The organism is Vreelandella venusta (assembly GCF_044809155.1).
In the GTDB taxonomy this organism is placed as follows: Bacteria; Pseudomonadota; Gammaproteobacteria; order Pseudomonadales; family Halomonadaceae; genus Vreelandella; species Vreelandella venusta_B.
Window position 1 is genome coordinate 2,591,451 of the sequence record NZ_CP085241.1, and the last position, 20,040, is coordinate 2,611,490.

The window sequence follows — 20,040 nt, forward strand, 5'->3', positions numbered from 1 at the left end:
ATCAATGAAGCTGACGCGGCACCGCGAGCCGAAAAGGCGCAACAGGCACGTCAAAAGCGCGCTGGGTATAGGTATTGAGCATTGTGTAGGCACCTTCCATGACTCCTACGGGCGTCTGCAGAATAGCCCGACTGGTGTACCGAAAGCGCTGGCCTGGGCCAATCAACGGCTGCTGCCCGACAACGCCTTTCCCACGCACTTCCTGGCTATCGCCACTGCCCTGGGTAATTTTCCAGTAGCGCGCCATTAGCTGCACGCTGTGGGGGCTTTGATTATGCACCGTCACGGTATAGCTGAAGACATAGCGCGATTCAGCATCGCTTGACTCAGCCAGACGGTACTCGGGGGCTACGCTGACCTCAATGGCTAGGTCGCTCACGCGTCTCCCTCCCCCTGGCTGTTTGCTTCATCAACCGCCACTTGATTGGCGATGGCAACATACTCGGCCACACTCAACGTTTGCGGGCGGCGAGCAGGATCAATCCCCAGCGCCTCTAAGGTCGCGGCACTCACACGGCCTTTCAAATTATTGCGCAGCGTTTTACGCCGCTGGCCAAAAGCAAGCTTCACCAGCTCGAACAGCAGCGCCGGGTCATCGGCTACGTGAGGCAGATTGTCGTGAGGTGTCAGCCTAACGATGGCCGAATCCACTTTCGGGCGGGGAACAAAGGCCTCCGGGGGCACGATAAACAGCTGATCCACGTGACAGTAATACTGGGCCATCACCGATAGGCGACCCCAGTCGGTGCTACCCGGTTCCGCCGCCAAGCGTTCCACAACCTCTTTTTGCAGCATAAAGTGCATATCGGCAATGGCAGTGCCCATGGTCAGCAGGTGCACAATTAAAGGGGTTGAGATGTTGTAGGGCAGATTCCCCACGACCCGCAGCGCAGGGCCATCACCTTTCAGGGCGGCAAAATCAAACTTTAGCGCGTCGCCTTCGTGGATCACAAAACCGGGGTAGTTAAAAAACTGCACCCGCAGCCCGGGTATCAGGTCGCGATCTAGCTCAATGACTTCCAGCTTGCCGGTCGCCTCCAGCAACGGGGCGGTAAGCGCCCCTTGGCCAGGGCCAATTTCAACGAGACGATCGCCTTCGCGAGGCCCAATCGAGCGGACGATACGCGAGATAATGCCAAGATCGCGAAGAAAGTTCTGACCAAAGCGTTTACGAGCGCGGTGCTGCTGGGGCACGTGAGACATCTAACAGTGATCCTTGGAAGTGATAGTTCGTGAAGGGGATGTAATGGGGCTGTGCGCATGAACTGAGTGAACACACAAGCGGTATGGCTAACGTTATTAAGTCGCCAACTGGCGCTGGTCAGCAAGGCGTCGTGCCAGCGTTAGCGCAACCGCAAGGCTACTGGGGTCGGCAACGCCACGCCCGGCGAGATCCAGCGCCGTGCCATGGTCAACTGAGGTGCGTACCAGCGGCAGCCCAAGGGTGATATTAGCGGCCTGCCCAAAGCCTGCATATTTTAGCACTGCAAGCCCCTGGTCATGATACATCGCCAATACCGCATCTACGCCTGCTAAGTGCCGTGGCGTAAACAGCGTATCGGCGGGAAGAGGCCCTTGAATGTCCATGCCGTCAGCACGCAGCGCATCCAGTGCTGGCGTAATAATGTCCAGCTCTTCGCGGCCTAGGTGACCATCCTCCCCGGCATGGGGATTTAAACCACATACCGCAATACGCGGTGCCGCGATCCCAAACTGATCCTTAAGGTCTTTCGCCAGCAGGCGGCAAATACGAAGAATCCGCTCATAGGTAATCGCATCGGCTACATCACGCAGCGGCAGGTGCGTTGTAACCAGCGCCACCCGCAGGTCGCTGCTGCCTTGCCAGCTCTCGGCCTTAGCATGCAGAGCGGCATCGGTCGCCAATAACATAACGACTTCATCGACACCGCAGGCGTCGCGGAGCCACTCAGTGTGGCCAGTGAAGCTTTCAAAGCCTCCTTCAATAATGACCCCTTTATGCAGTGGCGCCGTTACCATCGCTGCTGCTTGGCCTTGCTGGCAAGCATCCACGGCGGCCTGCAGGGTATTTAGCACGTAGCGTGCGTTGGCAGGGTTCAACACGCCCGGGGTAGCAGGCTCTTGCAATCCAACGGGTAGCACGGCTAAGCGTCCCGCCGATGAAGCAAGGCCCTGGCCAGGGTAAGCCTCTACAACCTCGACCTCTAGCGCCAACATAGCCGCCCGTTGGCGCAGCATCTCAGGGTCACCCACGGCAAGCGTGCCGTTGGGCAACCGACCCTGCGCCGCGAGCATTAGGGTTAGCTCAGGGCCAATGCCTGCTGGCTCGCCCGTGGTAATTAGCAGCGGTAAGCGCGGTTGGCCAGAGCCTGTTTGTCCCAGCATTAAAGACGAATATCCACAAAGGCCTGCTCGCGGATTTCACGCTGCCAAACCTGTAACTCTTCGTTTGCCCGGCGCTGGAAAATCGCTTGGCGAACCTGCTCGCGACGGCTCTCGTCAGTGACATCCTGGCGACGACGCTCCAACACCTCAATAATGTGGTAGCCAAACTGTGAGCGCACTGGCTCAGAGAGTTGATTGGGATCAAGTGAGCCCATGGCCTCTTCAAAGGCAGGTACTGTTTGGCCTGGGCGCACCCACCCCAGCTCGCCACCGTTCATAGCACTGCCTCGGTCGTCGCTAAACTCTCGGGCAACCGCTGCAAAATCGTCGCCTTGCTGCAATCGTTGACGCGCTTGCTCGGCCCTTGCGCGCGCTTGATTCTCATCACGCGTTGGCGTTAGCTCGACAAGCACATGGCGAGCTTGGGTCTCTTCGATGAAAGACTGTCCTTGCTGCGTGCCTTGCTGACTCAGAAAACGCTCAACATCGCGTTCGCTGACGGAAACGCGCTGGCTAATGCGCCGCTGCTGAACTTGGCGCATGAGCATTTCACGACGAATATCTTCACGCACGTCCGCCAAACTCATGCCATCGGCTTCCACGGCATCAGCAAACTCATCCAGTGACATGCCGTTGGATTCTGCAATCGTGCGCAGCTGGCGATTGAGTTCGGTATCATCAACGCTCAAATTTGCCTGGCGCGCCATCTGCAGCTGAATTTCGTCCATCACCATACGCTCAAGCACCTGTTGCGCCAGCTGAGAACGGGGCGGTAGGTTACCCCCCTGCGCCTCTGCCTGCTGCTCAACCTGCTGGATACGGTCATCAAGCTCGCTGCGCATAATAACCCCTTCGTTCACCACAGCCACGACGCTATCAAGCGTCTGACGCTGCGTGGACTCGAAGTTCTGCGCATGCAGGGTAAACGGCACAAGCGCTGCGCTAGCTCCCAGGCAGAGGGCCATCATGCTACCCGCAGAGAGCTGTTTTGCCCGTTTTGTTACGACACGGGTTAGCAGGGTGTTTCTGATCGTCATATAAAGTCTCTTTCGCTCGCAAAGTAAGGAGATCATTAAAGGGGGGTTGGGCGATAGCCAGGGATCGCCCGCTCAAAGTAGCTGTCCGCATCCTGTCCAACGCCACCCAAGCCACGGAACACAAAGCGTAAAAAAAGTCCACGATCGTTGAAATCATCATTCACTCGGGCGGTGTCGTTATCGTCTACCCACTCACGCCACACCAATTGCACACCGTAGCAGCAGTCGTTCCACTGCAGCCCCGCTAACTGCTCCAGCGGGCGGTCATTGGTTTGATCGTAGAGGTAACGGCCTATCAAATCTATCCGAGGGCTGGCTTTCCAGGCAAATGAGAGATCCCACTCTTCGCGGTTGTAGTTGCGAAAGCCGTCATCCCCAGGCACAACACCGGGATCGAACCCTTCGATCTCCCAGCGGTAGCCAAGGTTCACCACATGCCCCTCTGGATGGCGGTAGCGTAAGTCAACGCTTGAGCGTTCGGTCTGATCACGGTGGTCATCAAACAGCCATTCGTAGCCGGTGCTCCAGCGATCATTAACCTGCCAATCCAGCCGGGTAACCAACGGCGAGCGATCTCGCGTGGCCTGATAACGGCGCTGAGGGTTAACGCTAGGGTCGTCTTCCGGCCTCGCTGGCAGCGTGTCGGGGTCACCTTCGCTATCGATGCGACGCTCAGAAAAATAGAGGCTCTGGCCGACCCCGAAGGACAGTCGATCACGCCCGGAGCTGTCCTCAAGCAATCGCGACTGCACACCCACAGAGACGCGGTTTAGATCCCCGACCCGATCGGTTCCCGAAAAGCGACGCGGTGACCATAGCTGATCCCAGGAAAAGACCCGCTCTCGGCTATCAAAGTCAGGCAGTTGGGTTTGGCTGGTGCGCGGCACATAGGCGTAGTTAAGACGCGGCTCCAGCGTTTGGCGATAATCGCGCCCGCCCAGCTCAAGTTCTCGATCGAAGACCAAACCGCTATCGATGGAGGTAATCGCAATACTGCGGCTCGGCGATGTCTCGCGGTCAGTGGCACGCTGACCGTAATCAAGCGCGTAGGCGGTTTGCCATAGTTCGGTACGCGGTTCGATATACCCCCACGGCTGCTCTGCTCGCCAGCCAAAGGCGGGCGTTAGGTGCAAACGTGTGCCAATAACCGCCTCACGCTCAGGCACTTGCCGCTCATCTACATCCCGCCAGAAATAGGTCGCGTTAGAGCGCCACTGGCTATAAAACCCGTTACCAAACTGCCAGTCGGCATTGGCCGTTACGCTAGGCAACCGGTAAAAGGGTTTGTCACTATCGCTCAGTGGATCTTCTAAACGCTGGAAGCCCTGGGCGCGGGCATCCAGCTGCCACCGCTCGCCGCGATAGTCGACCTGGGCCAGCCGCTCCATGCTCACTCGCTCGCTGTTGCCAAATTCGCCGCCAAAGTCATCAAAGTAGCGGCCATCGCTGGCAGCGCCATAGCGTAAGTTGTAACCACTGCGCTCATTAACTCGCCCGGCATGATACGTATCGATATACCAGCGATCTTCACCCTCAAAGCGGTTATTGCCCGTGCTACTTCCCCCGTCGTTACTTAAAAAGCCGCCCTCGACAATTCCCTGGCTTCTGGCAAGCAAATAGCGGTACTCACCGTTAAGCAGTAAACCATGATCCGACATCCAGCGCGGGGTGATGGTCGCGTCTTGGTTGGGCGCGATATTCCAGTAAAACGGCTGGGTATAGTCTAACCCTTCACTAGAGAAGCCCACGGAAGGTGAAAGCAAACCGGTATGACGTCGATCATCAATGGGAAAGCGCAGCCAGGGCCAATAAAATATCGGCACATCTTTTACTTCTAAACGCGCATGGCGGGCGGTGCCAAAACCCTCGGCCCGGTCTAACTTGATATCACTGCCCACTAACTGCCAGCTGTTAGCTCCCGGGTCACAGGCGGTAAATGTGGCGTTACGTAAGCGATACTGCTCTTCACCGGTTTGCTCAAGCTGGCTGGCTTGCCCGCGCAGATGCTGTTCATAGAGGACGTAATGGCTATTGCTTAACGAAGCACGGTCTTCGTTAAGCATCAGCGTCGCGTGGTCGCCCCGCAGCAGCGCTTGGCCATCGCGGAGGGCTAAATTGCCTTGAACCTCGACCTGTTGACGGTCAGCAGGTAAATAAACTTGTTCAGCCGTCAGCTCCGTATTGCCTCGCCGCAGTACCACATCGCCCCGCAGCAGCGCTTCGCCGTCTGCCGCGTAGTCTGCCTCTTGGGTTTCAACCGAGAGCGTTTCAGGGTTCTGCTCCGCCGGCAAACGGTAGCCGGGCATTACATAACGCCCACGACACACTTGTTGTGACGCCTCATCCTGCCCATAGGGCTGCCAATCAAGCGCCTCAGCGGGTAGCGGCTGGCTTTGGGCCACCGCTGAAAAGGAGGCGCCCGCGAGCAAACTGCCCAACAGCGTGTGCGCGACCGGAGCGGTGCGCGAAAATCGCTTGCCCATGTTCGTTATCCTTGGCATCCAGAACCGGTATTATACAGGCCGCATGATGCCCGACCAGCAAGGAGCTTGCATGTCCTCTTCCAGGATCGACGCCCTCACTCAGTGGGCCGCGACACAAAATGGCCTAGACGTGGCCGACATTACGCTTGAACCCGCCGGTGGCGACGCCAGTTTCCGGCGCTATTTTAGGCTAACGTTACCCGACAGCAGCACCCAGATAGTGATGGATGCCCCCCCCGCCCAAGAGGATTCTGCGCCTTTTGTGGCCATAGGCCAACGTTGGCATGCCGCAGGGCTGCCCGTACCTACGATTCACGCAGCCAATTTAGATAGCGGCTTTTTACTGCTTGATGACTTAGGCAACCAGCCGTTACAAGATGCTTTCACCGATGAGCAGAGTACGCAAAAAAGCCACCACCAAGCGCTCGACTTAATAGCCCAGCTGCAAAACCGTGCCAATCCACAGTCACTACCCGCCTATGACGCGGCACTACTTGGGCGTGAACTCGACCTCTTTCCCACGTGGTGCTTGGATAAGTGGCTTGGTTTGCCTGCGCCCGACAGCTGGAAAACCCTGCGTACGGCATTAATCGAGCAGGCTCTTGATCAGCCTGTGGTGAGCGTGCACCGCGATTTTGATGCGATGAATATTATGGTGCTAGATCAAAAGCTATATATGATCGACTTTCAAGACGCCGTCGCAGGCCCCATCAGCTACGACGTTATCTCGCTACTCCGAGGGCGCTACTGCCGCTTTTCTAACGAACAGTTTAACCAGTTTGCGCGGCGTTTTTACGAAGATGCTCGCAAAGACGGCCGGCTATCCCGCCAAACCAACGAAGCAACGTTTATCGCCCAATGCCACGCCATGGCCGCTCAGCGCTCGTTAAAGGTGCTGGGGATTTTCTGCAGACTGACGCTGCGTGACCAAAAACAGGGGTATTTAGCACGCCTGCCCCACTTTTTAGATCACCTGGAAGATAGCTTAGCGGCACTTGAGCAACATGACGACGTTAGCCAGTGGGTAAGCGCAACGCTTCGCCCCGCGATTATCCAACGTCTTGCGGAAAGCACCACATGAAGGCAATGATTCTCGCCGCCGGACTAGGTAAACGGATGCGCCCATTAACCGACCACTGCCCTAAACCGCTGCTACCTGTGGCGGGCAAACCGTTAATCGTTCATCATTTGGAGCGCTTAAATCGCGCAGGTGTGACCGAGGTAGTGATTAACGTGAGCTACCGCAGTGAACAAATCATCGCAGCGCTGGGCGATGGCTCAGCGTATCAGCTGCGCATCCACTGGAGCCATGAAACCACCCCGCTAGAAACCGGCGGAGGTATCCAAAAGGCGCTGCCGCTGCTTGGCGACGCGCCGTTTTTGCTCATTAATGGCGACGTCTGGTGCGATTACCTACCCACCCACGTCGCTCTCGCAAACGATGATCTCGCACATTTGGTCTTGGTAGATAACCCTGCCCACCACTTATCGGGCGATTTTGCCCTTAACCATGGCCGTGTTACGCCTGACGGTTCGCCACGCCTAACCTTCGCTGGCATTAGCCTGCTACACCCCATGCTGCTGGCAGGCGAGCCAGCGGGTGCATTTGCCCTGGCGCCGCTGCTCAAGCAGGCGATGGTAAATGGGCGAGTAAGCGGCGAGCACTTTACAGGCCACTGGGTCGATGTCGGAACCCCAGAACGACTAACACGCCTTGAGCACCACTTGTTGCAGGTTGAGAAGCGATGAGGCAGTGCGCCACGCGATAGAAATGTTATGCTGCGCGACTTACCTTTCGTCGCCAAGATGAGGAGAGCAACGTGAAAGCACGGGTAAAATGGACAGATGGTCGCCAGTTTGTCGCGGAATCAGGCAGTGGGCACAGCGTTGTAGTCGACGGCCCGCCTAACCTTGGCGGTCGAAACACAGGCCCGCGCCCCATGGAAATGCTGCTGATGGGCATGGGCAGCTGCACGGCGTTTGATGTTCTCAATATCCTCGACAAAGCCCGGGCGGATGTCACCGACTGTGTGGCCGAGCTTGAGGCAGAGCGCGCTGACGACGTGCCCTCCGTGTTCACCAAAATTCACGTTCACTTTTTGGTGACCGGGCGCAGTTTGAAAGAGAAGCAGGTACAGCGCGCCGTTGAGCTTTCCGCTGAAAAATATTGCAGCGCGTCGATTATGCTCGTGAAAGGGGGTGTTGAAATTACCCACTCGTTCGAGATCATCGAAGCTTGAACGGCGTTCAGCGCAACACCCACCCAATATCAAAAAAAGTGGCGTGGTTGGATGCATCCCACGCTATGGGCGGGCATAATACGCCCGCTTGTTTTTATCCCTACTGCGTAGCACGTGCTTATAAGCGCCATCTGACAAGCACGGTGACAAGTATTTATCGGTTCCGGCGCTGGCTCGTCGGGGTGTCTTCATCTGCCATAGGGAGGTTCGGACGTGTCAGATAATCTCCGACTCCACGGGTTTAACAACCTGACTAGCTCGTTGAGCTTTAATATTTACGACATCTGTTACGCCAAAACCGAGGAGCAGCGTGCGGCTTATATCGACTATATCGATGAGCTTTACAACGCCGAACGTTTGACGCAGATTCTTAAAGACGTCACGAACATTATCGGCGCGCACGTGCTGAATATTTCGCGTCAAGATTATGAGCCGCACGGGGCCAGCGTCACCATCCTTATCGCTGAACACGAGCTGGATGAGCCGAGCCTTGAGCAAACCGAGCCTGGCCCTGGCCCGCTGCCCGAAACCGTTGTCGCTCACCTGGATAAAAGCCACGTCACGGTACATAGCTACCCCGAGTCACATCCAGATAACGGCATCAGCACCTTCCGTTTGGATATCGACGTCTCTACCTGCGGCCATATCAGCCCGCTTAAAGCGCTGAACTACCTGATCCACAGCTTTGATTCCGATATCGTCACCATGGATTATCGCGTACGCGGTTTTACCCGCGATGTGGACGGTAAAAAGCTGTTTATTGATCACGACATCACCTCCATCCAAGACTACTTGGCAGAAGACACCAAGCAGGCTTACCAGATGATTGATGTGAACGTGTATCAAGAAAACATGTTCCACACCAAGATGCTGCTGAAAGATTTCGAACTGGATAACTACCTGTTTGGCACCTCACGCCGCGACATCACCTTTGAAGAAGCGCGGGACATCGAAAGCCGCCTGCGAAAAGAGATGCTGGAGATTTTCTACTCTCGCAACTTAGACTAAGCGCCGTCCCGAAACACTAAAAGCCAGCTTTCGCTGGCTTTTTTTATGACATAACAAAAAGTTAAAGTCGCTTCGAGGCCTGCTCTCTTATGTCGCGGCGACGAAGCAGTCTCACTTATTATCATAGCTAAACCAATGACTTAGTAAAAACCCATCTCTCCTTCCGGGCGCGTTTTAAACCGCCGGTGAAGCCACAAGTACTGCTCTGGATGTTTGCGAATAGCACGTTCAATAAATTCATTAACCCGGGTAGCATCGGCCACGTCGTCCCCACTTGGAAAATTATCAAATGCGGGCAGGCACTCAATCGTATAGCTGCGGTTATCAGGATTGCGATGAAACATGATAGGCACTACAGGAGCCCCCGTCATACGGGCAATTTTGCCGGTTAGGCGAATAGTGGCTGCCTGCTGGCCAAAGAGCGGTGCAAAGACGCTGACATCGCGGCCAAAATCTTGATCCGGTGAATACCAGACAGTATGTCCCGCCTTAATCCGTCGTATGACGCCGCGCAGATCGTGGCGATCAATCGCCTGCCCAAACAGACGGGAACGCGCACGGGTCATAAACCGTTCGAATAGAGGATTATTGTGCGGTCGATAAACGACATCAGCCGGCGTAAACAGCGTTTGTAAGGCACCGCCTAAATCCAGCGTTGAGAAGTGAATGCCGATCACCAGCACCCCTCTACCCTGTGCCTTTGCGCGGATGAGGTGCTCCTGCCCATTGTACGCGACGCGATGGCGCAGGCTTTCCGGGTGTCGGCACCACCCCGTAGCGGTTTCCACCAAGCCAATTCCGTTGGCAATAAAGGTTTCTTTAACCAGCTGTCGCTGCTGCTCGGCGTTTTTTTCTGGAAAACAGAGAGCAATGTTCGTGGCTGTAATCTGCCGACGCCTTTTAACAAAGCGCCACGCCAATAAGCCAAGGGCTTTCCCGATGCCTAGCTTCAATGACCAGGGGAGCCAGGCCACAATGTACATTGAGCCAATGGCTAACCAGGTAAGCCAGTAGCGAGGGTGAACAAATGACCGAGGGTATGACTTTTTTGACATACATATAACCGTTTAAACGCAGAGTCCCTGGTAGCGGCGCGGGACTCTGGGCAATACTCCGGTTAGCAGGGTATAGCTGATCGTATCGCAATACTGAGCTACTTCATCAACCGATAGTATTTCGCCCTCTCGGGATGCCCCCCACAGCACCACTTCACTACCAATCGCGGCATCGGGAATCTCGGTCACATCAACCGTTAACATATCCATTGAGACCTTGCCGGCGATAGCACAGCGCTTACCGTTGACCAGCACCGGAGTGCCATCTACCGCGTGTCGGTCATAGCCGTCGCCATAGCCTGCGGCCACCACCGCGATTGTCGACGGCCGCTCGGCACGCCATCGGCCACCGTAGCCCACCTGCTCACCTACTGCCAATTCACGCAGAGCAATAATTTCCGAGCGCAACGACATAACTGGGCGTAGCTGCTGGGTAATTGCATTTGCATCTTCCAACGGATCGCTGCCGTAGAGCATTATGCCTGGGCGGTTCCAGTCACCGTGAGCGGTGGGCCAAGCAAGCGTGGCAGGCGAATTGGCCAAACAAAGAGGAGCGTTCAACAGCTCGGCCAGCTTTTTTAAGATCGCCATCTGCTGGTTGAAATAGCTACCTTCACGGGCGTCTGCCGTCGCAAAGTGGCTCATTAAATGCAAGGCGGTTACCTGCGGCGCGTTGACCAAGCGCTGCCACACCGCTGGCGCTTCTTCTGGTGAGAAGCCTAACCGATGCATTCCTGAGTCGACCTTGAGCCACACCGGGATAGGCTGGCGAGGTGAAAAGGCCAGCAATGCGGCGACCTGCCACTCACTGTGCACGCTAACCCAAAACCCATGCTGGTCAACCAGCGCCAGCTCATCGGCACTAAAAATTCCCTCTAAGAGAATAATTGGCTTTGTGATACCGCCTGAACGCAGGCTAAGCGCCTCTTCGATGCTGGCCACAGCAAAAGCAGGCACATCGGCTTCCAGGGCGCGGGCACACATAAGCGCACCATGGCCATAGGCGTCAGCTTTAATTACCGCTACCGAACGACTTTGCGGTGCGCAGTGGCACGCCAGCCGGTAATTATGACGCAGAGCGTCTAAATCAATATGGGCCACTAGCGGGCGCATCACGTTTCTCACTTACCGTTATTCAATTAGTATTAATCAACAGGCTGGGCCTAAAAATAGCGCACCGAGTGATGGACTCGGTGCGCTATGTTGTACTGTTCTTCGCCAGCATGATCCTATCAAGTGTTAGGCGTCAGCTCTCGAAAATTGATGCAAGGGATAAACCCTGCTTTTCAAGCGAGCGACGAAGTTTCTTCAGAGCCTCTACCTGAATTTGACGAACTCGCTCGCGGGTTAGGCCTATTTCTGCGCCTACCTCTTCTAACGTTGCGGCTTCATGACCTCGTAGGCCGAAACGACGCACGACGACTTCACGCTGCTTTTCACTTAACTCATCAAGCCAATGGTCAACGTGTTCACGCACATCGCCGTCAACTAGTCGCCCCTCTGGCCCCTGCACATCATCATCGGCCAGCGTATCAATTAAGGGCTTATCGCTCTCTCCCCCCATGGGGTAGTCTACCGAGGAGACACGCTCATTGAGGCCCAGCATTTTCTTGACGGTTTCCACTGGTTTATCAAGATGGTCCGCAATCTCTTCTGCGGTGGCTTCGTGATCCAGCTTTTGGGTCAACTCCCGCGCTGCACGCAGGTAGATGTTTAACTCTTTGACGACGTGAATTGGCAAACGAATGGTGCGCGTTTGGTTCATTAAGGCGCGCTCTATGGTTTGGCGAATCCACCAGGTCGCGTAGGTTGAAAAACGAAAGCCCCGCTCGGGATCAAATTTTTCAACCGCACGGATAAGCCCTAGATTACCCTCTTCAATCAGATCCAACAGCGTCAAACCGCGGTTAAGGTAGCGCCTGGCAATCTTCACCACCAGCCGTAGGTTGGACTCAATCATCCGAGAACGGCCAAGTGCATCGCCTTTGCGTGCTAAACGGCCGTAATAAACCTCTTCCTCAGGCGTCAACAGCGGCGAAAAGCCGATTTCATTGAGGTAAATTTGCGTTGCATCCAAGCTTTGAGTCGATTGACGGTCTTCGCGGCCTAATGCTTTCTCGAAGGCTTCCTCCTCTGCGGTAATATCATCATCAGGTTCGTCCACCGCCTCTTCCACCGCGTTTAGGTCAATCTCCTGCAGATCCTTCTCCAGCATACTCATAGTCTTATCCCCCGTTGTTACGCCTTCCCGCCATGTAAAGTGAAAGTGGTTGTACTCCCTGTACGCGTTCACCGTTGTTGTTATATGACGCCTGATTCGACTATTCAGGTTTTACCAGTAGGCGCAATCGCCTAGCATCTGCTATTTTTACGGCACTCCTGTTTATACAGCGGGTTGACCGTTAACGGAACTGATTCGTCATTAACGAACCAAATCCCTGGTTAGCGAGACGGTAAATAGTTCAGCGGATCTTGAGGCTGCCCATCGCGACGTACTTCGAAGTGAAGTTTAACGCTATCGGCATCGCTATCCCCCATCGTGGCGATCACCTCACCTGCCTCGACCACATCATTCTCTTTGACGTTTATGCTGTCGTTGTGGGCGTAAGCGCTAAGGTATTGATCGTTATGCTTCAGCAAAATCAAGTTGCCATAGCCACGCACACCACTGCCTGCATAAACAATAATCCCCGGACCGGCCGCTCTAACAGGTTGCCCCTTTTGCCCGGCGATATCAATCCCGGCAGTAATCGCACCACCCTGGCCAAACTCACCGGTTACCTCGCCATCGGTTGGCCAGCGCCAGTTGATATCCTCAACGGGTGTGAAGGTACGCGAAGAGCGATCGGTTTGTGCAGTTTGAGCAGGCTGTTCGACCGCAGTTTCGGGTTCAGGTTCAGGTTCACGCGTAGGCTCAGGTTCAGCGGGCGTAGGTTCAGGTACCGGTTCCTGAGCTGACACTTGCTTTTGCGCGGCGGGCTGGGAGGCTTCAACGCTTGGTGCCTCTTCTCCGGTGGCGCGGCTAGGCGCTTCACCCTGAGCGACTTGCTCGGCGGCCTCTACCGCTGAACGCTCTGCGGTTATACGCTGATTGCGCTCAATAGCGCTTTCATCAGGCAATAACCAGTCCATATTTTGATCATTGGTGGCAACAGCGGTCGCTTGCGGCCTCAGCCCCGTTGCTACAGCGCCGGAGGCTGGCCGACTAGCGGCAGCACCTGATTGGTTAGCGGCAACGCCTGCCCCTTCACGCAACGCAATGGTTTGCCCTGGATGAATTTGATAAGGCGCCGGGATGTTGTTAAGCGCAGCCAGCTGACGATAATCAAGATTATGCTCCCACGCGATACCGTAAAGCGTGTCTCCCGCCTTCACGGTGTATTGCGGCGAGCTGTCGACCGCGCGGCGTGCGTCGCTTAAATCACGTACTTGAGGGGTATTTTGGTGTTGGTTTGCACAGCCACTAATAGCCAGCGCCAACACAGACATCATGAAAACCTTACGCATGCAAACCCTACTCCTTTTCAACGCCGCGTGCGTTATCTGTTAAATGGTGCTCAGCAGCGCTCTTTTCACATGTTACGCCGTGATCCGCTGCACGGCGATTAAGTAATACCACCAAGAGCGCACCAACGGACATCAGCGCCACCACGCCTAAAAGCTGTGCTGAAGCCCCGGTCAGCACTGCGTAGTCACTCGGCAATAAATAGCGGTGAGCGAGCGGAATCATTTGCCCTTCAGGGCCAATTTGGTAGCGTACCAGTTCTCTCCAAGGCCAAAGCACAGGTAATGAACCGATAATAAAGCCTAACAACAGCTGCAAGGTGGAGCCGTGGTGGCGGCTCAGCAGCCACGAAAGCAGCCGGGAAAAAAGCGCCAGCCCCACGATACAGCCCGCGCCAAACAGGACGATGATGACTATATCGAAACTGCGGATAGCGCCCATGATGGTGCCGTAGAGTCCCATCGTGAGCAATAAAAAGCTACCAGAAACGCCGGGCAGCAGCATGGCACTGATCGCAATGGCACCAGCCAGCATGACCACCAGCGATTCATTGCCGACCAACAGAACCAACGGCATCATTGCGGGTAGGGCTTGCGCTAACAGTAAGCCAACCGCTAACGGCAACAAGTACCAGATTTTCCAGCCCTGCCCCGCTTTGCCAACCACAAGTGCTGAGGCCGCTACTAAGCCAAAAAAGAAGCCATCCAGCAGCAGTGGGTAGGCTTCCATGAGCCAGAGCGCTAAATGAGCCACGCTAAACAGGCTTACCGCGACCCCTGAAAGAAGCGGAACCAAAAATGTGAGGTTCAAGTGCTGGCTTAAGCCCGCTACGCCTTGGCGTCGCCAAACAACTAGCGCACTAGGGCCAAACTGCTTAATCGTATTGATCAGTTCTTCATAAATACCGGTAACAAAAGCAATAGTGCCGCCTGAAACACCGGGCACCGCGTCAGCAGCGCCCATTCCAGCGCCTTTAAAAAATAGACCTAAAAATCGCCGCTTCAATCCACCACTCCTTGCAAAAGGGGTACAAAGCGAACGGGTTCAAGCCGCCGCTTTTCAAAGGCGCCACCAATGCGTTTCACTTGGGTAAGCCACTGGCTGCCATCCGGTTCTTCTAACGGGGCAATTAACATTCCGTCGCGGCTCAGCTGCTCAAGCAGCACTTCTGGAAGCGACTGGGCGCAGGCGGTTAATAAAATAACGTCAAACGGTGCTGCCGACGGCCAGCCATCGCCACCATCAGATACCGCAAGCGTTGCCTCAGCGTCTAGCCGCCATAGCCGCTCTGCAGCACGCTCGTGCAGGGCATAAATACGCTCGATGGAGTAAAGCGAATCCACTAACCGCGACAAAATAAGCGCTTGGTAACCAGAGCCAGTGCCCACTTCCAATACGCGGCGCGGCTGCGCGCGAAGCACTAGCTCTGTCATTCGTGCCACGGTCAGCGGCTGCGAGAGCGTCTGACCAAACCCAATGGGCAGCGCGGTATCTTCGTAGGCGCGGTGAGCGAGCGCTTCATCGACAAACAGGTGCCTAGGCTCGCTGGCCATAACATCCAAGACACGCGTATCACGGATTCCCTGTTGAACAAGACGCTCAACCATGCGGTCGCGGGTTCTCTGCGAGGTCATGCCCCGCCCGCGCAGCTCGCCGAGTGATAATTCAGGCAAAGGCATCCAACCAATCCTGCACATCGCTGCGCGCGGGGTGGCGCGTTAAGTCGGTTTGAAGAGGAGTAATCGATACATACCCCGCTTCAATTGCTGCAAAGTCGGTGTCTTCTCCGTCATCAGCGTTCGCCGCCACCGGCGCGATCCAGTAGCGAGTACGCCCTCGGGGGTCTTTGAGCGGCACAGGCTTTTCTGCTGGCCCACGATAGCCCAAACGCGTCACTTTAACGCCTTTGATCTCGTCCCACGGCACGTCAGGCACATTCACATTTAACAGCGTACGCGGCGGCAGCGATAACTGCTCAGCGGCGCCAATCAAACTGGCCGCCACTTTGGCCGCAGTGGCAAAGTGGCGCTCGCCACATAGCGACATGGCAATGGCTGTCATGCCTAAATTACGCCCCTCCATCGCCGCCGCTACGGTGCCGGAATAGAGCACGTCGTCGCCCAGATTACTTCCGTGGTTAATCCCCGACACCACTAGGTCAGGCTTCTCATTCCAAACGCCGTTAACACCTAGGTAGACGCAGTCCGCTGGCGTGCCATCGACACTGTAAAAGCCGTTATCTAAGGCGGTTAATGAGAGTGGCCGTGACAGCGTAAGCGAGTTACTGGCGCCGCTGCGGTCGCGGTCGGGGGCCACCACGCGCAGGTTGGCATGGGCCGCTAATGCATCATGCAGTGCTCGTAACCCCGGCGCATGGACACCATCATCATTGGAAAGCAGCAGTCGCCGCATCAGCGTCTCCTTAAGATAAACCGTGTTCAGTTTTGCCCTGGATGATGCGTTACGCAAAATCAGGATGTTCAATCAACTCGCTGACCACTGCCGTCGCAAAGCTACCCCGTGGCAGTGCGAAGGAGAGCACTGCCGCGTCTTGCTCTCTACGCAGCTGAGGCGCCAGCAGCCTAACCCGCAACGCTCGCTGGGAACGCTTAACGCCGCTTTTTTCCAAGCCTTCACATAGCTTGGGGTGTTGCGCCAAGAGCCGTGACTCATACGCGGCTCTCTGCTGCTGTGCGCTTTCGCCGACACCCCACAGTACGCCGGTTGGGTGAATATCCAGCGCTCTCGAGCGTGCGACTAAGCTATCATCAACCTCATCTACACTAAACACGCTTTGGGTGCCGTCAAGCATTAGCGTATCGCCGGATAGGGGCTGGCACCACGTGCCATCAATTACCCGGGCACTTAATAACTCGTTAAACAAGAAACTGCGCGCGGTTGAAAGCATCATCCCTTGGCGGTCATCACGTTTGCGCCAGCCCTTGGCAAGCAGCGCTTGTGCACGCTGTAAGTTACGCCCACCGGGGCCAAAACGCTGGGGCCCAAAGTAGTTTGCCACTCCGTCGGCACACAGCGCTTGCCACCGCTGCTCGAAATCATCGGCCTGTACCGCTTCACCGCTCAACATCAGCGTAAAGTGGTTGGTGCGATGAACACCGCGTTTAAGCTTTCTGGGGTGGCGCACCTGCTCCAACACCTTAATACCCAAGGCATCCAGCGCTGCCGAGAGTTCCGCCGGCGCCTCTCGCCCGGGTAAGTGAACGCTTATCCATTGCCGAGTGACCGCAATACGGTCTTTCATACCGGAGTAGCCGATGTCTCTAGGCGTGACACTGCATAGCCGACTAACGCTTTTAACCACATCTAACGTGGTTTGATGCCGCTTTTCAAGCCGCAACCACAGGTGCTCCCCATGGCCTTCAGGGGTAAAGTCGAGCTGCTCGTCGACAATAAAATCCTCTGGCTGGGCGCGGTAATGACCCGGCTTAGGCGCCCCCAAATGGCAATCCAGCAAGCGCTGCCAGGGCGATAAATTAAGCATTCAATGCCTCTAACCGTTCGACTAACACCACGGCTTCAGCGGCAATTCCCTCACCGCGTCCGGTAAAGCCTAGCCGTTCGGTGGTGGTGGCTTTTACATTTACTTGCCCTACGTCCACGCCTAGATCTTCAGCAATCACCCTCCGCATGGCATCAATATGCGGTGCCATTTTGGGGGCCTGGGCCATCAGCGTGGCATCCAAGTTAACCACACCAAAGCCCTGCTCACGCACAAGATGCACCACGCGGCGCAGTAAGTCACGGCTATCGGCACCCTCCCAGGTGGGGTCGGTATCGGGGAAATGGCGGCCAATATCGCCTAATGCGCAGGCCCCCAGCAGCGCGTCGCTCACCGTATGTAGCAACACATCGCCATCGGAGTGGGCCACAAACCCCTGCTCAAAGGGTAGCTTTACGCCCCCAATCATTAGGTGGTCGCCAGGCCCAAAACGGTGTACATCGAATCCATGACCAATTCGCATTAAACGCTCCTTTCAGCCACACAGGCCGCTTGCGACGCCATAATCGCGTTAGCAAGGTGAAGATCATCAGGATGGGTAACTTTTAGATTATCGCGCCGCCCGCTGACTAATTGTGGCGTTTTACCCAACGCCTCGACGGCGGAGGCTTCATCGGTGACCACACAGCGCGTTTCAACGGCATGCTCAAGGGCGGTGCGTAGCAGCTCATAGCGAAAGCTTTGTGGTGTTAACGCGTGCCATAATCCGTCACGTGGCTCGGTAGTCATGCTGCGCTGCGCTGCATTGGCACGCTTCATGGTGTCGGCCACCGGCATCGCCAGTAGCGCGCCGTCAGGATGCTCACTAGCGGCCTGATAAAGTGCATGCAAATCAGCGCTGGTGATACAGGGTCGCGCTACGTCATGCACCATGACGAGGTCGCTGGGGTTGGCCGGTATTACCCGCAATGCATTCAATACACTGTTCATACGCTCGGCACCACCGCTAACCCGCTGCCACTGCTTGAACGGCACACACGCTGGGTCAAACCATGGGTCATTGCTGTTTAAGCAGAGCACTAGCTGTGCTTCAGGAAAAGCGGCGTGCAGACGATGAAGGGTATGTGCCAGTATGGTTTTTTCGGCAATGGTAAGGTACTGCTTAGGCTTATCGGCGCCCATACGCTTACCCTGCCCCGCGGCCGGCACAATTAGCCAGAGTGAGCGATTCATTGGCCTCCCTCTTCATCCGCCAGGGATGGCTGCGCCACTAAGCCGGCATTAAGACCGATCAACTCAGCTTCAATGGCCACACCGGGCACCCAGAAAAACTGCTCGTCGCTGCGTACCATGCCCATGTCGCTGCGCGCACGCTCCTCAATAGCATCCAGGCCGGTTTTCAGATCGGTGACTTCAGCCGCTAGCCGAGCATTGCGATCGCGCAGGGGAACATTGGCCGCTTCTTGCACGGCAACGCGCTCTTCTACCTGCTGAAGATCCTGCCAGCCGCCGTTACCTAGCCACAGCTGGTATTGGAGCAGCCCCAGCACGGCAAGTAGGGCAACCACGAGCCATTTATGCATCACCGAGTTCCTTTTTGACGGCCTAAACGCCGCGCATTATGCCATTAAGGGGGGCTGCCCAGCGAGCATACCAAGCGCTTAATAGCAGATTAAGACAGGGTTGTCCCAACCATTACTTAAACGGCAGCGCCTGCGCTGCGGCCTGACGGTAAGCCTTGATATGCGCGGCTTCCTGCTGACAAAACTGAGCCACGCCGGCGGCTAGCCCCGGGTGCGCTATATAGTGCAGCGAACGCACGCGCTGAGGGGCAAAACCACGCACCAGCTTATGCTCGCCCTGGGTTCCTGGGTCAAACAGCGTTAAGCCATTCGCCAAGCAGTACTCAATGCCCTGGTAGTAACAGGCTTCAAAGTGCAGGCAGTCAGCCACTACTTCGCTCCCCCAGTAGCGGCCATAAAGCGCTGTTTCACTTCGAAAGCAGAGCGCTGCGGCTACCGGCTGTCCATCCAATAGTGCCTGCACCAGCACCAGCGCTTCAGGCATGGTATGGCGCAAGCGCTCAAAAAAGTCTTGGTTTAAATAAGGGGGCCTGCCGCGCTCGTGATAGGTAATGGTGTAGCAGCGATAAAAATGCGTCATGGCGTCTTGGGTAATAGCGCGCCCTTCTAAGCGCCGCATGGTAAACCCTTGCTCTGCCACCAAGCGGCGTTCTCGTTTGATCATTTTGCGGCGCTTAGAGGTAAGGCTCGCCAGGAAACCATCAAAGTCATTAAATCCCCGGTCACGCCATTGAAACTGCACCCCTTCTCTAGCCATCAACCCTGGAAACTGACGCTGCCAAGCAGCCACTTCCTGCTCTTCGGCAAACAGCAGGTGCCAGCTTGAAAGCCCATACTCTTCACATTGGGCTTGCCAGGCCGACGCCAACTGCTCGCGTACTGCATCGGCATTCACATCTCCGGCAACCAAGCTGCGCGGCCCCGGCACCGGCGTAAAAGGGATAGCGCTTAGCGCTTTAGGGTAGTAGTGCCCTCCGGCACGCTCTAACGCTTCAGCCCATCCCCAGTCAAAGACATATTCACCGTAAGAGTGATGCTTGCGGTACATGGGGAGCGCCCCCACGAGCCGGTCAGCCTGCCAAACGCTTAAATGACACGGCTCCCACCCGGTTGCGCTGCTCACCGAGCCGCTGCCCTCTAGGGCTTGCAAAAAAGCGTGGCGAAGAAATGGCTGTTCGTTACCCACCAGCGCGTCCCACTGACTTGCCGCGACAGCCTCAATGGCGGGTAGAATAGCGAATGATAACGAGCGTGCTGGCATGGCGTCCCTCAAGGGCGTCGGCTAAAACAGCCGGCAGTCAAAAC

The 20,040-nt window shown here is 56.1% G+C and carries 21 protein-coding genes; 4 read left to right on the forward strand and 17 right to left on the reverse strand.

Annotation, left to right across the window (positions count from 1 at the left end; translation table 11 throughout):
- Nucleotide 1: 1 nt before the first annotated feature.
- From apaG to LG301_RS12095, 5 genes are all read right to left on the reverse strand, one after another.
- A complete protein-coding gene (gene apaG / locus LG301_RS12075; protein WP_404471403.1) occupies nt 2-379 on the reverse strand; it encodes a Co2+/Mg2+ efflux protein ApaG in 378 nt (125 codons plus the stop codon).
- A complete protein-coding gene (gene rsmA / locus LG301_RS12080; protein ID WP_404471404.1) occupies nt 376-1,203 on the reverse strand; it encodes a 16S rRNA (adenine(1518)-N(6)/adenine(1519)-N(6))-dimethyltransferase RsmA in 828 nt (275 codons plus the stop codon). The genes apaG and rsmA overlap by 4 nt, the downstream gene beginning before the upstream one ends.
- 96 nt (nt 1,204-1,299) lie before the next feature.
- Nucleotides 1,300-2,364, reverse strand: coding sequence for a 4-hydroxythreonine-4-phosphate dehydrogenase PdxA (pdxA, locus tag LG301_RS12085; protein WP_404471406.1), 1,065 nt, complete (start codon nt 2,362-2,364; stop codon nt 1,300-1,302).
- Nucleotides 2,364-3,401 carry a peptidylprolyl isomerase gene (locus tag LG301_RS12090; RefSeq protein WP_404471407.1) on the reverse strand — a complete coding sequence of 346 codons (1,038 nt, stop codon included), beginning with the start codon at nt 3,399-3,401 and terminating at the stop codon, nt 2,364-2,366. The genes pdxA and LG301_RS12090 overlap by 1 nt, the downstream gene beginning before the upstream one ends.
- Nucleotides 3,402-3,436: 35 nt before the next feature.
- Nucleotides 3,437-5,884, reverse strand: a complete 2,448-nt coding sequence (locus tag LG301_RS12095; RefSeq protein WP_404471408.1) for an LPS-assembly protein LptD — start codon at nt 5,882-5,884, stop codon at nt 3,437-3,439.
- Nucleotides 5,885-5,954: 70 nt separating this feature from the next.
- On the opposite strand from LG301_RS12095, the gene LG301_RS12100 reads away from it, so the two are divergent.
- From LG301_RS12100 to speD, 4 genes are all read left to right on the forward strand, one after another.
- Nucleotides 5,955-6,965: an aminoglycoside phosphotransferase family protein gene (locus LG301_RS12100; RefSeq protein WP_404471409.1), complete on the forward strand. Its 1,011-nt coding sequence runs from the start codon at nt 5,955-5,957 to the stop codon at nt 6,963-6,965.
- Complete coding sequence (murU, locus tag LG301_RS12105; protein ID WP_404471410.1) at nt 6,962-7,633, forward strand: N-acetylmuramate alpha-1-phosphate uridylyltransferase MurU; 672 nt, start codon at nt 6,962-6,964, stop codon at nt 7,631-7,633. Before LG301_RS12100 ends, murU begins: the two co-directional genes overlap by 4 nt.
- A 71-nt stretch (nt 7,634-7,704) precedes the next feature.
- The gene (locus LG301_RS12110; protein ID WP_404471411.1) at nt 7,705-8,124 is read left to right on the forward strand and encodes an OsmC family protein; all 420 of its coding nucleotides are present in this window, start codon (nt 7,705-7,707) and stop codon (nt 8,122-8,124) included.
- A 213-nt stretch (nt 8,125-8,337) separates the two neighbouring features.
- Nucleotides 8,338-9,132 carry an adenosylmethionine decarboxylase gene (gene speD, locus LG301_RS12115; RefSeq protein ID WP_263067778.1) on the forward strand — a complete coding sequence of 265 codons (795 nt, stop codon included), beginning with the start codon at nt 8,338-8,340 and terminating at the stop codon, nt 9,130-9,132.
- 140 nt (nt 9,133-9,272) lie between these two features.
- Here speD and lpxL read toward each other — a convergent pair whose 3' ends face one another.
- The 12 genes from lpxL to LG301_RS12175 form a co-directional block, all read right to left on the reverse strand.
- Nucleotides 9,273-10,187: an LpxL/LpxP family Kdo(2)-lipid IV(A) lauroyl/palmitoleoyl acyltransferase gene (gene lpxL / locus LG301_RS12120; RefSeq protein WP_404471412.1), complete on the reverse strand. Its 915-nt coding sequence runs from the start codon at nt 10,185-10,187 to the stop codon at nt 9,273-9,275.
- 12 nt (nt 10,188-10,199) lie between these two features.
- On the reverse strand, nt 10,200-11,300 hold the full coding sequence (gene alr, locus LG301_RS12125; RefSeq protein ID WP_404475253.1) for an alanine racemase: 1,101 nt from the start codon (nt 11,298-11,300) through the stop codon (nt 10,200-10,202).
- Between the two features lie 133 nt (nt 11,301-11,433).
- Nucleotides 11,434-12,408 carry an RNA polymerase sigma factor RpoS gene (gene rpoS / locus LG301_RS12130; protein WP_263067774.1) on the reverse strand — a complete coding sequence of 325 codons (975 nt, stop codon included), beginning with the start codon at nt 12,406-12,408 and terminating at the stop codon, nt 11,434-11,436.
- A 221-nt stretch (nt 12,409-12,629) separates the two neighbouring features.
- On the reverse strand, nt 12,630-13,694 hold the full coding sequence (locus tag LG301_RS12135; RefSeq protein WP_404471413.1) for a peptidoglycan DD-metalloendopeptidase family protein: 1,065 nt from the start codon (nt 13,692-13,694) through the stop codon (nt 12,630-12,632).
- Nucleotides 13,695-13,701: 7 nt separating this feature from the next.
- Nucleotides 13,702-14,697: a DUF368 domain-containing protein gene (locus tag LG301_RS12140; RefSeq protein WP_404471415.1), complete on the reverse strand. Its 996-nt coding sequence runs from the start codon at nt 14,695-14,697 to the stop codon at nt 13,702-13,704.
- Complete coding sequence (locus LG301_RS12145) at nt 14,694-15,371, reverse strand: protein-L-isoaspartate(D-aspartate) O-methyltransferase (RefSeq protein WP_404471416.1); 678 nt, start codon at nt 15,369-15,371, stop codon at nt 14,694-14,696. Before LG301_RS12145 ends, LG301_RS12140 begins: the two co-directional genes overlap by 4 nt.
- On the reverse strand, nt 15,358-16,104 hold the full coding sequence (surE, locus tag LG301_RS12150; RefSeq protein ID WP_404471417.1) for a 5'/3'-nucleotidase SurE: 747 nt from the start codon (nt 16,102-16,104) through the stop codon (nt 15,358-15,360). The genes LG301_RS12145 and surE overlap by 14 nt, the downstream gene beginning before the upstream one ends.
- Before the next feature lie 49 nt (nt 16,105-16,153).
- Nucleotides 16,154-17,194, reverse strand: a complete 1,041-nt coding sequence (gene truD / locus LG301_RS12155; protein WP_404471419.1) for a tRNA pseudouridine(13) synthase TruD — start codon at nt 17,192-17,194, stop codon at nt 16,154-16,156.
- A complete protein-coding gene (gene ispF, locus LG301_RS12160; protein WP_263067767.1) occupies nt 17,187-17,675 on the reverse strand; it encodes a 2-C-methyl-D-erythritol 2,4-cyclodiphosphate synthase in 489 nt (162 codons plus the stop codon). The genes truD and ispF overlap by 8 nt, the downstream gene beginning before the upstream one ends.
- Entirely contained in the window at nt 17,675-18,385 is a 711-nt protein-coding gene (ispD, locus tag LG301_RS12165; RefSeq protein ID WP_404471420.1) for a 2-C-methyl-D-erythritol 4-phosphate cytidylyltransferase, read from the reverse strand. Before ispD ends, ispF begins: the two co-directional genes overlap by 1 nt.
- Nucleotides 18,382-18,735 carry a cell division protein FtsB gene (gene ftsB, locus LG301_RS12170; RefSeq protein ID WP_404471421.1) on the reverse strand — a complete coding sequence of 118 codons (354 nt, stop codon included), beginning with the start codon at nt 18,733-18,735 and terminating at the stop codon, nt 18,382-18,384. Before ftsB ends, ispD begins: the two co-directional genes overlap by 4 nt.
- Nucleotides 18,736-18,847: 112 nt before the next feature.
- A complete protein-coding gene (locus tag LG301_RS12175) occupies nt 18,848-19,996 on the reverse strand; it encodes a GNAT family N-acetyltransferase (RefSeq protein ID WP_404471422.1) in 1,149 nt (382 codons plus the stop codon).
- Between the last annotated feature and the right edge of the window lie 44 nt (nt 19,997-20,040).